The 16117-nt window shown below is 45.3% G+C and carries 14 protein-coding genes and 1 pseudogene; all 15 read right to left on the reverse strand.

The features are described from left to right. Nucleotide 1: 1 nt before the first annotated feature. The 15 genes and pseudogenes from H1B31_RS00600 to H1B31_RS00670 all read right to left on the reverse strand — a co-directional run bounded on the left by H1B31_RS00600 (nt 2) and on the right by H1B31_RS00670 (nt 16110). Nucleotides 2-832, reverse strand: a complete 831-nt coding sequence (locus tag H1B31_RS00600; RefSeq protein ID WP_185980483.1) for a transketolase — start codon at nt 830-832, stop codon at nt 2-4. Beyond that, complete coding sequence (locus H1B31_RS00605; protein ID WP_185980484.1) at nt 825-1769, reverse strand: transketolase family protein; 945 nt, start codon at nt 1767-1769, stop codon at nt 825-827. The genes H1B31_RS00600 and H1B31_RS00605 overlap by 8 nt, the downstream gene beginning before the upstream one ends. A 16-nt stretch (nt 1770-1785) precedes the next feature. Further along, the gene (gmd, locus tag H1B31_RS00610) at nt 1786-2817 is read right to left on the reverse strand and encodes a GDP-mannose 4,6-dehydratase (protein WP_185980485.1); all 1032 of its coding nucleotides are present in this window, start codon (nt 2815-2817) and stop codon (nt 1786-1788) included. Then, the gene (locus H1B31_RS00615; protein ID WP_185980486.1) at nt 2814-4358 is read right to left on the reverse strand and encodes a lipopolysaccharide biosynthesis protein; all 1545 of its coding nucleotides are present in this window, start codon (nt 4356-4358) and stop codon (nt 2814-2816) included. The genes gmd and H1B31_RS00615 overlap by 4 nt, the downstream gene beginning before the upstream one ends. Before the next feature lie 3 nt (nt 4359-4361). Beyond that, nucleotides 4362-5447 (reverse strand): O-fucosyltransferase family protein, encoded by a 1086-nt coding sequence (locus H1B31_RS00620; protein WP_226372112.1) that lies wholly within the window; start codon nt 5445-5447, stop codon nt 4362-4364. A gap of 15 nt (nt 5448-5462) precedes the next feature. Continuing rightward, nucleotides 5463-6563, reverse strand: coding sequence for a hypothetical protein (locus H1B31_RS00625; RefSeq protein WP_185980487.1), 1101 nt, complete (start codon nt 6561-6563; stop codon nt 5463-5465). A 2-nt stretch (nt 6564-6565) separates the two neighbouring features. After that, the gene (locus H1B31_RS00630) at nt 6566-7690 is read right to left on the reverse strand and encodes a glycosyltransferase (protein ID WP_185980488.1); all 1125 of its coding nucleotides are present in this window, start codon (nt 7688-7690) and stop codon (nt 6566-6568) included. A gap of 15 nt (nt 7691-7705) precedes the next feature. Further along, nucleotides 7706-8674: a DUF6625 family protein gene (locus H1B31_RS00635; RefSeq protein ID WP_185980489.1), complete on the reverse strand. Its 969-nt coding sequence runs from the start codon at nt 8672-8674 to the stop codon at nt 7706-7708. A 54-nt stretch (nt 8675-8728) separates the two neighbouring features. Then, nucleotides 8729-8893, reverse strand: a pseudogene (locus H1B31_RS11315) (acetyltransferase); the annotation flags it as partial. Nucleotides 8894-9292: 399 nt separating this feature from the next. Beyond that, nucleotides 9293-10351 carry a glycosyltransferase family 2 protein gene (locus tag H1B31_RS00645; RefSeq protein WP_185980491.1) on the reverse strand — a complete coding sequence of 353 codons (1059 nt, stop codon included), beginning with the start codon at nt 10349-10351 and terminating at the stop codon, nt 9293-9295. A 4-nt stretch (nt 10352-10355) separates the two neighbouring features. After that, nucleotides 10356-11453, reverse strand: coding sequence for a glycosyltransferase family 4 protein (locus H1B31_RS00650; protein ID WP_185980492.1), 1098 nt, complete (start codon nt 11451-11453; stop codon nt 10356-10358). 24 nt (nt 11454-11477) lie between these two features. Then, complete coding sequence (wbaP, locus tag H1B31_RS00655; protein WP_185980493.1) at nt 11478-12917, reverse strand: undecaprenyl-phosphate galactose phosphotransferase WbaP; 1440 nt, start codon at nt 12915-12917, stop codon at nt 11478-11480. Nucleotides 12918-12942: 25 nt separating this feature from the next. Next, on the reverse strand, nt 12943-14289 hold the full coding sequence (locus H1B31_RS00660; RefSeq protein ID WP_185980494.1) for a GumC family protein: 1347 nt from the start codon (nt 14287-14289) through the stop codon (nt 12943-12945). A gap of 16 nt (nt 14290-14305) precedes the next feature. Further along, on the reverse strand, nt 14306-15088 hold the full coding sequence (locus H1B31_RS00665) for a polysaccharide biosynthesis/export family protein (protein WP_185980495.1): 783 nt from the start codon (nt 15086-15088) through the stop codon (nt 14306-14308). 80 nt (nt 15089-15168) lie between these two features. Next, nucleotides 15169-16110 (reverse strand): AEC family transporter, encoded by a 942-nt coding sequence (locus H1B31_RS00670; protein ID WP_185980496.1) that lies wholly within the window; start codon nt 16108-16110, stop codon nt 15169-15171. Nucleotides 16111-16117: the final 7 nt, after the last annotated feature.

The following is a 16117-nucleotide window of genomic DNA, read 5'->3' on the forward strand; positions in this document are numbered from 1 at the left end:
ATCAATACTTTTGGAGTTCGCGAAACGCCTTTTCGACATCCTCTGGTTTATTGGGCATATAACCATGCATTAAGGGCTTGTCATAAAGATATTCGAGCCCTTTCCCTTTAATGGTATTAGCAATAATGCAAAGCGGTCTGGATCTACGAGGAGAATGACTCGCTTTCAGCACAGGAACAAGCTCTTCATACGTATGTCCATCGACCTTCTGCACATCCCAATTACAAGCACTCCATTTCTCAGCAAAAGGTTCCATACGTAGCATGCGCTCAGTAAAATCTGAACACCCAAGTGCATTGCGATCTACAATGGCAACAAGGTTGCTCAGACCTTGATGCCCCGCAAACATAGCCGCCTCCCAAACAGAGCCTTCACAACACTCCGCATCGCCAACGAGGCAATATGTGTACCAATTCTCTCGGTTCAAACGTGCACCAAGTGCCAATCCTGCCGCAATCCCTAAGCCGTGCCCGAGAGAACCGCCATAAAAATCATAGCCGGGCAAAAACAGGCTGCGAATATACTCGTAGTCTCCTCCAATGCGGATCATGTCATCGGTCTGTTCGGGGGAAAGATAGCCAATCTCCTCAAAGATCGGAAAAAGCATACCCGCACCATGTCCCTTGCTCAGGACGAACCGATCCCTACCTCCCCAGTTCGGATTTTCTGCTTGGTAACATAAAACTTCCTTATAGAGTGTTACCAAAATTTCCGTTGCCGAAAAAGCGGTCGTCACGTGACCGAATCCGAGTCGCGTAAAGATTTCCAAAAAACGCTTCCGCATCTGATAGGACAATGCGTACAACGATTCAAATTCACGTGCTTCAGCCATTATCCATCATCTCCTCAAAGGTTTTTTGCAATCTTTTTTCAAGCGATTTTATATCATATCCCATTTCATCATAGATCTCATTGCGGTTCATAATACGCCCTTCCCAGTGCTTCGGTTCAATGCCCAAAGACCGAATCGGCTTTACGATCCCATGCTTAGAGAGAATTTCCATAATAAGTGAACCAAGCCCCGCACAAGGCGTCTGATCCTCAAGTGTCACAATACATGAAAACGATTTCAATCGTTCCGCTAGCAAATCCGTATCCAGAGGGAACGCATAGCAATCAAAAAGGCTCGGGGGTTCGCCCTGAATCTTAATTGTGTTGATGCTATTTTTCAGCATAGAAGAAAAATTCCCGGTCGTAATGACGGCAAATAGTTCTGATGCTTGCATCTCAAAAAATCCCTTTTGGAAATCCACCTCACTCTCTTGATAATACGCTTCCGTTAAAAATTTATCAAATCGAATATACGTCGGCAACGAGGACATCACCAACTCACGCGCTGCCACTTGTGCAATAGAAGTATCGGATGGATTTACCATCTTTATGGAAGGGATCATGCGAACCATCGCAAAGTCTTCGAGCGGCATATGTGTGTATCCACATTCTGCCGAGCATGTCCCTGTATTGAGCGCTGCAACAGTAACCGGAATCCTAAGATCGCCCAAGAAATTGCGCAGCTGGTCGTACGCACGCGTCACAGGGAAAGGATTCAGACCAAAAGCAATGACATGCTTCCCACTCAGCGCAAGACCGGTCGCAACCGAGAGGAGGTTCTGCTCTGCAATGCCAACATTGACAAAGCGGTGCGGAAATTTACGCCGAAATTCATCCAAACTCGGCGCGCCTAAGTCCGCAGATACAATAACGATATCTTCTCCCTGTTCCGTCATCCGATAGATTTCAGAAAAGAACGCATCTCTTACACTCGGCAATCTCATCCCCCTCCTTTCAGGCGTGCGTTTTTGCCAAATCCGCTGTGACCATCATCTTGACCAACTCGGCAAATCCAATCTTGCGCTTCCAGCCTAGCTCTCTCTCTGCCTTCGTCGAATCTCCCCAAAGAAGCTCGACCTCTGCCGGACGATAGAACTGCTCTGCCACATCGACAAGAAGCTTTCCCGTTTTGGCATCGTAGCCTTTCTCATTGATGCCCTCACCTTCCCAGCGAATCGAAACGCCCGTCTCAGCAAAAGCTTTCTCCACAAACTCACGCACAGTATGGGTCTCATTCGTGGCAAGTACATAGTCCTCCGGATGCTCCTGCTGAAGTATCCGCCACATCCCCTCTACGTAATCCCCCGCAAAGCCCCAATCGCGCTTCGCCTCAAGATTTCCAAGGGTCAGTTTCTCCTGCAAGCCCTTCGTAATCCGAGCAACTGCAAGCGTAATCTTGCGTGTCACAAATGTCTCCCCGCGACGCGGTGACTCATGGTTGAAAAGGATTCCGTTGCACGCAAACATTCCATAGGACTCGCGGTAGTTCTTTGTAATCCAAAAGGAATAGAGCTTTGCCGCCCCATAAGGACTCTTCGGATAGAATGGAGTTGCCTCGCTCTGAGGCGCCGTCTCGGGCAAGCCCCCAAAAAGTTCTGAAGTCGATGCTTGATAGAAGCGTATCGGCAGCCCGCTCTGGCGTACTGCCTCAAGCAGACGAATCGTACCGACACCTGTTGCCTCTGCCGTATACTCCGGCACCTCAAACGATACTGCCACATGGGACTGCGCCGCAAGATTATAGACTTCATCCGGCCGGATCTCCTGAATCAAGCGGTGTGCATTGCTTGAATCCGTCATATCGCCATAGTGCAGGAAAACGCGATCAGCAAATACCGGATCGCCTAAAATATGATCGATCCGCTCCGTATTCTGACTGCTCTGTCTGCGAATGATACCGTGTACCTCATATCCCTTTTCCAACAACAATTCTGTAAGATACGAGCCATCCTGTCCTGTAATTCCTGTAATCAACGCTTTTTTCACTGAGATTTCCTCCCCCGAATTTTACTCATAAGAACTGCCCGTGCTTCGCCTGCGTACACACACATGCTTCGAAACTCCTCACGCCGATGAAACACAAGAATTTGCATTCCAAGCATCAAACCGGCCGCACAGAAACACTTGATCATCAGTCCCATATACGTCGATGAGAAAAAAGGAGCACTTAATATCTGGTCAATCAGCAGAACTTCCAGCAAAACCACGATACTCCACCATGCATGATTCCACCAGTAAGTCTTCATACTTCGTCGAAAGATCACACGAAAGACAAACTGAACGCGACCATATACGATAAACCCTAGCCCTGCAATCGTACCGATCATAACGCCGACAACACCAAGATACTGAGCCAATATCACCGATAGAATCAAATTCGTCACAGCAGACAGAACCATATAGCCGCGATCATTTTCAAAGACACCGTGTGTGCTTCGGAAATTGTATGCATTTTCAAACTGCATACCAAGAAAAACATTTACAGCCAAGGCCATCACATAGGCGTCGTCAAGCAGGAATTCCGTCCCAAAAAACAATGCCACAAAAGGCTGCAGCACGATGAAATAGATACAGGCAATATATCCTCCCATCAAGAAGTAGGCAAAATCCAACATGCGGTAAACGCGATAGCTCTTTTCCCTATCGTCCGTATAGACAAGATTCGCGACAGAGGGAATAATTCCCTGCAACATTTTATACAAGAGTTTATAGACACCATCGCAAAGAAGGACATAGTTCGCTACCAAGCCCGCTGTTCTAAGTCCAAGAATAGACGAAATAACAATCGCATCTGTTCCGAAATAAACGGCATAGGAGAGCTTATGAATTAGAAAATTTTTCACATCCACAAAAAATTTTCTCTGCCGTAGATCTTGTACTGTAACCTTGACAGTATGGAGAAATGGATACTCCTTCCCTAGGCGATGCGAGATGATCAAGTTCGCCAAGATATTGAACCCAAGCGCAGAGAGCGCATACATCGTATAGCTCTGCCAGACAACAATCGCAGCAAACTTCACGAGATTCGCCGCAAATGTGCAGACCAGATCGATACGAACGCAGATATAGTCCTTCTGATCCGCTGCAAACAAAGTGCGCCGATATGCCAGAAAATAGGTGCTAAGTACGGTACAAATCTGGATGACATAAACAAGTTGAACATAACTCCACGCGATACTGTTATCCCGTACAATCCACGGCAAAAAGAAAAACAGGATAACGCCAATCAGAGCAACCATTGTACCGATGATGAGATAAATATATCGATAGATACTCATCAGCATATTGACTTCGGCTTCGTTCTTGTTTGCAATTTCCCGATAGAGTCCATAGCTGATCACGGTACTGATGCCCATTTCAGCGATGGACAGCAAGGATATCACATTCGTAAACAGCCCCTCAAGGCCAAGGAGCTCAATGGGCAGATTTCGTGTGAACGCCTGCCGTATCAATATGCCGAGAACAGCCAGTACAACATAAAGCATCATGGAGTACATACTGTTGCGCAATACATTAGCTACTCGCATTGTTTATCCCTGGTAAATTCCCTTGTCCAAAATCTTCATATAAGCAAACGGCCCTTTCTCAGCCAACCTGACAATCCGCGATGCAATTGATATTTGAGAAAGTCCTGCGATCAGTCCATTACATTCCGCCAAGGTGTAGATATCCCGCAAAGCTTCAAGTCCGTCCAGATAATGCGTATTCTCACGATCCAGCGTGCTAAGAGCAACATTCTGTGTCCCATCCTCGCGATGGACATCTTCATAATAGAGAAGTTTCTCCCCATACCGCTCTTTGAAGGTGTTCAAGCGAGAACTGTCATCCGTTGCAAGGAAAATATAATCAAAAGCCTCGTCACCATCGAGCAGATGATCTGTAACAGAAAAAAACTCATCCGGCGTTACCATATTAGGATGATCCTTCCAATTTAGGGCAAAATCCGTACCACGAACATGCACACCTAAAATACGCTTCGTACGAAAATCTACAGGAAATAGCTTTTCCATACTCTCTGCAAACATTTTTTTTGTTACTGCATTCAATCGTATATATTTACGAGCAACCTGCGCCAAATCGCTCAAATAAGTTTCCGTTACGATATAGCCAACGGGAGTCTCTGGATTTAGATTTCCTAACTCTTTTTCAATTCTGTATAGATGGGCTATTTCGAAGAAAAATACTCGTTTACTCTCATATACCGCATCAAGAGAAATATCTGCTGGTTGCTGAAAATAATATTCAAATGGATTTCTCGTTCCATTGACGGGATGACCTTCTAAATATGCACATTCCTCATTGAAACGTATGACAGGGGTAAAACCGAGGCGTTCGGCTTCCCAAAGAGCATACAGAATATAACGATATGCATATCCCATCATCGCATTGATCTCAATAAAAAGGATATTCTTCTCCGAGTTTCTTTCTCCATATGATTTCATATAGAGGGCATTCGGATCATTGCCCAGCAAAAGGACTTTATCGATAAAAGCATCATCATTGATGTGGCGAATAACTCGTTGAAGATAATTTAACTTTGGTTTCCGCTCCAAAAAGCATCGAATTTTTGATTGCAATAGATATTTCAAATATCCCATTCGCTTCAAATCAAGCATCCCATATTCCCTTTCTTAGAAAAAAAGTTCTAAAAGGACATTGTTCGTCAAAATCGGCTGTATAAGCGCCTCATACCCGGCACCTGCTCCAAAATAAATCACAAAAAAGGCTAAACCAGCGTATCCGGTATACAGGATATAATCCCTAAATTCCTTTTGAGTATAAACATATCCCACTGGCAGCATTTTTGCTAAAAAGACATAATCCAACAACAGTAAATTTCGCGGGATTCTCCAAAAGGTTGGCTCCCAATAATAAAAGGGGATAAAGACGAGAGACAGAAGATTCAACTCATATAATATATCCAACGATTTAGAGGTTGGTTGGCTCATATTTTTTTTTGCTCGAAAATAGACAAATCGGAACAAAAGCACCCATAACACATGAAACCCCGTCCACAAGGAAAAATTTAGCAATGGGTACTTTATCTTTTCATGTAATACCTCAAAGTAAAATGCGACTTTCACTTCGCCAATCGACGGAATCTGAGCCAACAGCGCTGGCAGGTACGGCATAATCACAGTTGTCAAACCAATGAAGACTGCCAAAAGAACTCTTTTATGACGGAGACGATGAAGGAGCGGCTGGCTTAAAAACACCAAGTACCCCAAAGCTGCTGCATGAATCTCAGCAGCGATCAGTACAAATACAGTAAAAATTATTGTTCCCTTTTTATTTCCCTTCAACAAAAACAGAAAACTTACTAACACAAGAGCGGATGCAATGAACCATCGTTTTTGAATGACCATATCTGCAAAGGGATAACAAAAAAGCAAGCTTAAGATAAAGCATGGATTTGTCGTATATTTCCACAATAGAATTGCTAACAGTGTAAAAATACATAGACATAGCCACGCATTCATGGTCAGATATTTCATTCCCAGATACGAACCCGCAATATAGCAAATGTAATCATATAACGTAAATTGCTCTGTTTGCGCCCAATCAAAAATATCCTGATTTACCGTAATATCAATGGAGAAAGTGTTCCCTGCAAGCAGTATATACATCCATATTACTTGTAAAAGAAACAACAACTTAGAATTCTTTTCAAGCATTCCTCCTAACACCAGCAACAGTGTTATTGCTAAAAAAAAGATACTGCCAACCTCCATCGCTAATTTCCCTCATTCCATATTTGTGGCCATAAAGCAGCAAAACCACAAGTAACACGTTGGCGAAATTGCTCGGCTTCTTCTATTGCACATACCATCGTCTGCTCATCCCACACAGACTCTTGTTGTGATATAATCATTTGTTTCGCAAAATTTCGCATAGAGTTACATACATATATATTCTGCCCCGTAGAAGTTGGAATATTCTCCACCCCAACCGATGTAGAAATCAGCTCCACTCCGTTTGCCAGTGCCGTTACGACACGGTTCTTTGTTCCACCACCTGCCACTAAGGGGACACAGTGAATGTCCTGCCCCATAACGCAGATATCCTGATAACGCTCGACCCACGCTTCATACGAAATCTGTGCATTCGTTTCCTTAGAGAATAAATCTGCAAGCCATTTGTTGTTTTTCCCCACGATAAAGATATGAAGTTTTGACACAAGGGAAGAATCTTCCTCACTCAAATACTGTGCTAACGCAATGATGTTCTTACCGACGTAAGAATACCGCATATCACCGCTAAAGACAAAACGTCGTCCATGCGGTCTTTTCATAGAGCTTATATCAAGAGGCAGGAGGGAATGCGATAAGAGCGGATGCAAGAGGAATTTGACAATCTCCCGATCCGAATCTCGTAAATGTCGTCGAAGCCACAGGCGATCCTTCTTACCCACAACTAAATAATGCTCTACGGCAGGAATATACTCTTTTTCAAAACAAAGAAAGTTCTTCGCATAAAGATACTGATACCATATCTTGATCCACGAAACGGACGCATCCCCTCGATACTGCTTATACTTTCGCCTTCCTACCATGCTGCTTGCATCGGGAGCCAACACCGTAATTTTTTTATAGTATCTCTTTGGTAAGCGCGCAAGCAAAAAATCCGGATACACCAAAATCTTATCATACACATCCAAGGGGATATCCAAAGAGCGCAAAGCCCGCCCCCATGTATGAAGCTGTCGTACATATTTATTTCCAGACACAGGCACAATGATTGTCGTAACATCATGGGCAGTACTGTTTGTCAAAAATTGCTCAATCTCCCAGATCAGACCGGAGGGACCTCCCCTATTCTCCCGATCGGGTGGAATTGATGTGACAATCGCGATCCGCACAAACCATCACTCCTCTCAATATGCAAGCCCAACTTTTTTCTTGATCTTAACCCAAAGATTCTTACTGCGCAATCGGAAGTAATGCAGGTTAAAATACTTGCTGCGAATATGTGCAAAATTATCCACGGAGATTTCTTCCACTTCTAAGGCTTCGAAGGTGTTAGGAATAATCTTAAATCGCTGCACATTCTCCATTTTTTCCAAGCGAACATCCATTGGACGAGCCTGCATGTGGATATACAGATATTCCTGCTTCTGCAATTCGCCCCGTTCGATCCAATAACGTGACAGAATACCATCGTCCCACACGAAAATCGCACGCTTCAACTTTTCATTATGATAGCACCTCTCCACAGGATCCCAAGAAGTCAAGCGAAAATCCGAGGACTTCGTATAGATATTTGCCTGATACTCTGTTGTACGAATACGTTTTCCGCACGATTCAAAGATTGTATTGATACTGTCCTTGAATTCTTCATCAAAGCTGTGATTCTTACGATCTGTATAGACTTCACGATATCGACTGTGACCGTTCAGAGGCTGCAGAAAGATACGATTATTTTCCTCATCATTGCGAAAGACCGTACAGTGTCCGAAAATGCCGATTTTATCGTAGTCTCGGATATCCTGTTCCGAAATGAAATCGCGAATCCGCCCAAAAATAAGGTCGGTATCACAGTGCCCCCATGCAGTATATCCAGTGAGATATTCTTCAAAGATGTATCCATAAGCAGGTTTGAAGTCGCAGAGTTTATAGGGGCGTTCCAAGGCAATCGGAAAATCAAATTTACTCTGCACCATTGCCTGCATTTCAGCAAAGCTCATGTAATGTATAATAACATTAGGTGGACAAGAAAAAGCTCTGCGATCATCCGTAAAAATCAGCCAATCACAGTCCGGATTATGCGCACAGGATTCCAAGAACAACGGGAAATAATTATTAAATCGACCAAAATACGGGATGATGAAGGCAACTTTTTTCACAGCTAAAAAATCCTCCTAAAGGAACATCGTCCGCCATGTCAATTCATAATTCAAATCAAACGAGCGTTTACCAATCTGCTCAGCCGGCATACCGCCAACAATCGCATAGGGGGCTACATCCTTTACTACCACGGCGCCGGGCAAAATGACTGCCCCTTCACCGATGGTCACCCCCGGCATAATCATTGCACGCGTACCAATCCACACGCGATTCCCAATGCAAACAGGCTTGGAATAAAACGCAAAATCCGGTGAATCTATCTCATGCCCTCCCGTATAGAGCGCTGCCTCGGCAGATATATTCACATTGTCCCCGATCACAAGCCCTCCCCTGCCATCCAGGACACAGAGACGGTTGATTGCGGTGTTGCGACCGATCTTAATTGGAGAAAACAGATTCGGATAAATATATACATTCATGTGAATGTACGTATGATAGGATATATTATGCCGCAGAACATACCGTATAAAAAGCCAACGCAGTCGATGAACGGGAATCTTATTAACGATATGATTCGACAGATATTCAAAGATAAACATGTAGACGAACTTCATAACGACCTTGCATACGTAGAGCCGTTTGATAAAAAAAAGGAACTCCTTCATGCCGCCTCCACCTTATCGCAAATATTTTCTCAGCCGCTCTGCCAGCCATGTCATCCCCATAACACCAAACGCACATCTCCATTTGCAGAGTGCATAATAAACACGCCACTTCATCTGCAATCGTGATAATGGCAGCTGCGCAAGTGCGCTTCGCAGTTCATCATCTCCCAACAGCTCCGCAATCAGTTGATGTTTCCTCAACAACGATTCCGAGGAGTTCAGGATGTTTCTCACATAATTCAAGCAGGTAAGCGCCTTGCGGTTACGAAGTGCCTCTTCGTAATCCTGCCCCAGACCATGTTCAACGATATAGTCCGCTAAGAATTTATGAAAGTTTTTCCTTGTTCGCACAAGTTTATCATTATACGAATGAACAATCGATGTAGCGTTCTGCTTGTTGTAGTGATAAAAAACATTCGGCAAATAGATTACACGCGAAAAGCGTGCAAAAAGCTGCGCGTTAAACCAAGCGTCCTCAGCTGAGCCAATTACATCAACATCTGTAAAACGCAGATCCTTTGCAAGTCTAGCATAATACATTTTTCCCCATGCAGTATTCAATTCATCTAAGGCTACAGGATTATAAACTTCATTATTGGTAAGCCCAAAAAAACGTCGATGAAGAAGATTTTTCACCTCTTCGTCTAAAAAAGCACGCTCCTCTTCTCCTAAGATATACGTTTTTGGGATCACATCCCCAAACTCCCTTATATATGGAAAAATTACGCAATCAGTATCATTATTTTCTTTAAATGCCGCTACACAAATATCAAGACAAGATCCATCCAACCAATCGTCAGAATCCAAAAACATCAACAAATCGCCCCTCGCTCTTGAGAGACCAGTATTTCGAGCAGCAGGAAGCCCACCATTTTGCTGATGAATAGCCAAACAAGATACATGCTCTCGCGCATAGCTGTCACATAGTTCCCCACTGCCATCGGTAGACCCGTCATCAACAAGAATGACTTCATAGTTCGTATACGTTTGTGAAAAGACACTTTCCATACAGCGCGGGAGGTATTGCTTTACATTATAGACAGGAATGACGATGCTCACCTTATATGACAATCTTTCACTTTCTTTCTAAGGTCGTTACATAAAGCCTCTCATACAAAGAAACAATATTACGCCTCATTCCAATTCCGGTAAAATTCAACTCATACAGCTTTCTTGCCTGTTTTCCAACGGCACTCATGCTGTTTTTGTTTAAGGAACACAAAACCTCATTCAAAGAACTTCCATCCGAATCCATATCAAATAACCAACCGCTTTCATTGGGACGAACGATCTCCGGGAGTGCCCCCTGCCTACTTGCAATCACAGGCATCCCATTACGCATTGCTTCTACTGCAACGAGACCAAACGCCTCCCAACGAGATGGCATAATAAGAGCATCACAAAGCCTGTAATATCCGTCAAGCTTTTGGCGATCAACCCACCCCAAAAACGTAACACGTTCATCGGATATAGATATGGTCTGATTATCTATTACTGATGCACCAATGATATATAAATGAACGTCCCTTCTCTTTATATCATGTTGGAAGTGCTGCAGTAGCCAGTCTAGTCCCTTTTGGCGATCAAAACGTCCTACAAAAAGAAGGTTGATCTTATTGGGATCAAACCCGCCAATCGCAGTCACCCCCGACTTCGGAGCATCCACACCATTATATATTCGCATCATCTTTTCTCTTGGTAATCCGTATATAAGAGCTGCATTTTGTTCATAATCCGAAACATTGATGATGCAATCCGTCACGTTTGCGAGCAATCTTTCAATAAGCGCATATATTTTTTTGTATATAGCAGATGTATCTCTCAAAAAAGCCCAGCCATGAGCATTGTATATAATTTTTTTCTTTTTTTTTGGTATAAATAAATATGGAAAGCGAACAAAAACTCCTGCCCACGTGCTGTGAACCATCAATATATCAGGATCTATCCGATAAATCAATTTCTGAATGCGAATTATCGCCAGAGGAATATCCGAAATTTTTCTTATATAGGGATAGTAATAAACTTTTGATGACGGCAATTCCCAATTTGTATCTGACATAGGTCGACTCAACACTAAATAATTATCTACAGCTGATGTTTCATCTGAAAACAGTGTATGCAAATAGGTCGCCACTCCGCCTTTCACGTACTCCCCAATATGCAATACCTTCAATACATTCCCACCTCGATGTAAATTTTAATAAGCACCTTTTCCAGTCAATACAATCTTAGCCGTCTTAAACAGATACATCAAATCAAGCCAGATCGACCAGTTACGCACATACCATGTATCCATGGCGACACGCCCCGCAAAGCTAACATCATTTCGTCCGCTGGTCTGCCAAAAGCCTGTGACTCCAGGAACGGTGAGCGTAATTGTGGAAAGATATTCACCGATATCCTCTTTTTCCCGCGGAAGATAGGGACGAGGACCGACAAGGCTCATGTCCCCCTTGATGACATTCAGAATCTGCGGGAGTTCGTCTAAGCTGTACTTCCGAATCCATCTTCCAACTTTCGTCACACGGGGATCGTAATCTCGAAGTTTCGCAAATGTATTCCACTCTTCTTGTGCTGCGGAATGCGCCGCAAGATACTCTTTCAAAATCTCGCCGGCATTCGTATGCATGGAGCGAAACTTATAGCAGGTAAATGTTTTCCCATGCTTGCCGATTCGTTGAGCGTTGAAGAACGCAGACCCCTTCGAATCAAGGGTAATACAAATTGCAATAACAAGCAGAATGGGAAGAATAGAAACACACAGCAAACCGCCGACAGCGATGTCAAAAAATCGTTTGAACATGCGATTCCTACGACGTGCCAGATTGTTTCGGAGGGACAGCATCATAATCTGCTCATTGAACAGTGTCTGCGCCTCTACATTGTAAAGTGGAACACCGATGAGATCGGGAACGAAAATAATATCCCTTACATAAGGCTGTATGTGTTCTAAGAGTGCTTGCAGTTTCTCCTTCTCCATCCCCGGCACTGTGACAATGACCGTCTTAACACCAGAGTCATGCACAATTTCTGCCGCATTGTCCAATGTGCCCATCAGAAGAAATTTCTGCGGCAGTGTTTGCGAAACGGGGTTGTCGTCCAATATGCCGATCACTTTATACCGATAGCCCAGATCCCGTTCAAAGGAACGCAGGACTTGCTCCGCCGTTTTTCCTGCACCAATGAGAATAACAGGTTTCATGAACGTGTTCGTTCCCTTAAGGAACTTCAACAGAGCGTATCGAGTAGCATAGACATTGAACAATGCGAGCACGCCAAACAAGACGACGTAGAGACGCGAGGCAAGCACACTTGCCTGCATAAAGTAAAGAGCTAGGATACAGGTAATGAGTGCATACAGAACGGCGTAGAAGATCTGGCGTACTGTCTCCAATATTGGCTGCATCTTTGTGTAGGTCTGCGAGATGGCAAGGAATGCAATGAATACAAGAGGAATCCAAAAGTAGAGATAGGCATCGGGAACGTGATAGGATGTCCCTATCAAGAGGCCGTAGAGGTCATGCAGTCCAAACGCCATCTTCTCCGCAACGAGGATAGCGAGATAATCAAAAACAATAAAAAGGAGAGGTGCACATATTCTACGAATGCGCGTGGGAATCCGTGTTCTCGTTTGCATGAATATGCTCCCCTCCTTTTCTGTATTATGCTTCACGTCGATAGGCAAGCAGACTGTATCCCATGGCAAGCAGGACACCGACGACAAAACCAATCGCCGTAATCAACTTCTTGCGCGGAGCAACGGGCTTCTCGATATCCGGCAGATTCGCCGGATCAATGATCTGAATGTCCATGCTCTCCATCGCTGACTGAATCTTATTCTGTTCATACTGTTTGACGAGGTTCAGATATACCTCATTTTTGACCTTCGAGTCACGGCTGAGGCGCATGTAATCCATGACATCATCAGGGAAGGAGCCGAGTTCCGCCTCCTTCTTCGCCTGCTGTTCTTTCAGAGCGCTCTCACTCGCCGTGGCAACGGCAAGATTGACTGCAGCGAGCGCCCCCTTGCTGAGGAGCTGTGACTGTGTTGGATTCAATGTCGTCGCATTGGACTCAACTGTCGCGAGCACCTCTGCATCAAGGCTTCTCTGCAGCTGTTCGAGTTCCTTGCGTGCCTGCTGAACGCTGGGGTGTAGATCCGTATACTTCTGCTCGAGACCTACAATCTCGACACGCTTGGCAACAATCTGGTCGCGAATCTTTTGCACGGTTGTATTGTCAGAGATACTATACGCCCTGCTCGCAGATTTTTGTTCGCCGAGTTTTTCATTTGCAACGTCAAGGGATGCCTGCGCTGATTTTGCCTCCACCACGACTTCACTGATTGCTTTATCAAAGGCTGCCATCTGTTCAATCGCAGCCTTTGCCTGATCGTCTGGACTATAGACTTTGTGCTCACGACTGAACGCCGCAAGCTTCGCCTCCGCCTCCTCAGCTTCCTTCTTTGTCCCACTGATACGGTCATCGAGGAACTGCATCAGCAAAGACTGCGTTTGTTGATTCTTATCCGTCTGCATGAGGAGGAAGTTATCTACCACAGCTTGTGAGATACGCTGTGCTTCCTCAGGTGTATCACCAAGTGCAGTGACCTCAATGAGATTTGTTCCTTTTGTGTTTTTTATATCCAGATATTTCTTAGCAAATTTTTTTGTATCCGGACGTTCATCTGAATCAAAGTCCAAGCTGTCAATAATTGGTTCCAGAACAGTACGGGACTTCATCAACTCCATGTAGTTCATCGTTGGCGAGGAAACGCTCCCTCCGCCAAAGCCAAGTGCCGCCATCGCGGCAGCTGCGCCTGAAATATCAACTTTTGTAGCTGTTCTGGTCTGAACGAGGGTTGTGGACTCATACTGTTTCGGCAGAATAAGCGAAATCACAAGAGCAACAAGGGTACAGGCTCCCACAATCCCGAAAACAACCGTCTTGTGGTCGCCCATCACCCGAAAGAGCCGTGAGAGGTCAATCGTGTCTTCATTGTGTTCCATGATCTATTCCTCTCCCTCAGTCTGTCAACGCCTTATACGTCGCCCATACATTGATATACGGCAGGATATCTTCATTAAATTTGATCCCATCAGAGCGTGGTACGTACACAATGTCGCCGTCCTGTAGTGCGACATTCTGTGTGAGATCATGTTTCTTGATATAGTTTTTGATGTTGATCTGCTTATAATACATGGTATCGCCATCGACGCGGAGCACCTGCACCTTTGTACTGCGTCCACGCTTTGTAAAGCCACCTGCCGAAGAGATTGCTGCATAGGCGTTCAATGTGTCTACCTTCAGCTCATGTATTCCTGGCTGTTGAACCTCCCCCATCACATAGATCTTACGCTCACCATAACTCTTGACGAGGATTGACAAGTCTGGAAAGCGCAGATACTGGCGCAGCCTCTCAGAAACAACTTCTTTGGCCTCATCCAGTGTGAGTCCGGCAAGTTTGACCGAACCGGCATAGGGCAGCTGGACATAGCCATCAGGGCCAATCACAACATTATTCAGCCCATTCGTCTTTGCAGAATCGCTCGACTCAAAACTGGAGAAACCGACGATCTGAATCTCAAGCACATCATATTTCGTCAAACGATAGGTATCTAGGAGACGATCGCCCTTCAGGGTCGCGATCTGAAAGTCGCCGCCTTCAACGACGCGATAAGGCATATTGCTCGGCACATCCATTTTTTCAGAGGAGTCCACCGCCGCATACACAGACGGCGCCATAATTCCAACGCAGCCTGCAATCGTAACTGCACTAATAGCTGCAAGACTTTTCTTCCATATCATGAGCGTCTGACTCCTTTTCCTATGAGAACCTAGTCCTAATTATACAAAATTAAAATAAACTGTCAAGCCGTTGGCTTTCGTCAAAATAATTCCAATGTCTTGAGCAAAAAGACCCATCCAAAGATGGTAAAGCAAGAAAGCGCACTGCTGTAAACAACGCAGTTGCCCGCAAGCTCCGCATCCGCCTGCATCTGCTGCGCCATGGCAAAGCCGGCGACGGCGCAGGGTGTGGCAAACACGGCAATGAGCGTCACGAGCTCGACACCGCGAAAGCCAAGGATGATCGCAAGCGAAAGCACGATGACAGGCACAATGATGAGCCGCGAGGCGACCGAGAAGATGAGCTGACGCAGATGTGCGTGATAGCTTCCACCGTGAAAGGATGCACCGAGAATGATGAGTGCAACGGGCGTGGTCGCCGCCGCGATCTGCGCGACGGGCTTCAGCACAGGCGCAGGAATCGGCAGCTCTACGAGACGGCACAGAGCCCCCGTAATTGCTCCCAAGATCATGGGATTCATGAGAACGCTGCGCAGGATCGGCAGGAGGTCAAATCGTCCGCCGCGAAAGGTCTCAAGTACGAGCACACCGAGTATATTGTAGATGGGAACGATGACTGCAATCATCATGGTCGGAATCGCAATCGCCGCATCGCCAAAGATGTTGCTGACGAGCGGAATGCCCATGAGGACGTAATTGCCGCGAAAGGCCGCCTGGATCATCGGACCGCGTCGGGCATTGTCCGACTCAATGCGGCAGACAATGCCAGTAAAGACGAGTGCCGTGAGCAGCACACCGGCCGCACCAAAGAGCATGAGCGTGGGTTGGAATGCCGTCCCCGGATCGGAGATGTAGATGTTGTAGAACATCATAAAGAAGAAGAACACACGGAACACCATGCGATTCATATGCCGAAGTTCTTCCTCACTGAGAAGACGCGAACGTTTCACGAAAACGCCGACCGCCATCAGACAGAAGAGGGGAACGACGCCGCCGAGTGCGACAAAAAAATTGCTGAGCACAAAAAAG

Origin of the sequence: Selenomonas timonae (genome assembly GCF_014250475.1) — a bacterium.
Taxonomy (GTDB): Bacteria; Bacillota; Negativicutes; order Selenomonadales; family Selenomonadaceae; genus Centipeda; species Centipeda timonae.

Bases quoted from the DNA above. Each gene is read 5' to 3' on its own strand.
- H1B31_RS00600 (WP_185980483.1), bottom strand. From the start codon at position 832: ATGGCTGAAGCACGTGAATTTGAATCGTTGTACGCATTGTCCTATCAG.
- H1B31_RS00615 (WP_185980486.1), bottom strand. From the start codon at position 4,358: ATGCGAGTAGCTAATGTATTGCGCAACAGTATGTACTCCATGATGCTT.
- H1B31_RS00620 (WP_226372112.1), bottom strand. From the start codon at position 5,447: ATGCTTGATTTGAAGCGAATGGGATATTTGAAATATCTATTGCAATCA.
- H1B31_RS00625 (WP_185980487.1), bottom strand. From the start codon at position 6,563: ATGGAGGTTGGCAGTATCTTTTTTTTAGCAATAACACTGTTGCTGGTG.
- wbaP (WP_185980493.1), bottom strand. From the start codon at position 12,917: ATGCAAACGAGAACACGGATTCCCACGCGCATTCGTAGAATATGTGCA.
- H1B31_RS00660 (WP_185980494.1), bottom strand. From the start codon at position 14,289: ATGGAACACAATGAAGACACGATTGACCTCTCACGGCTCTTTCGGGTG.
- H1B31_RS00665 (WP_185980495.1), bottom strand. From the start codon at position 15,088: ATGATATGGAAGAAAAGTCTTGCAGCTATTAGTGCAGTTACGATTGCA.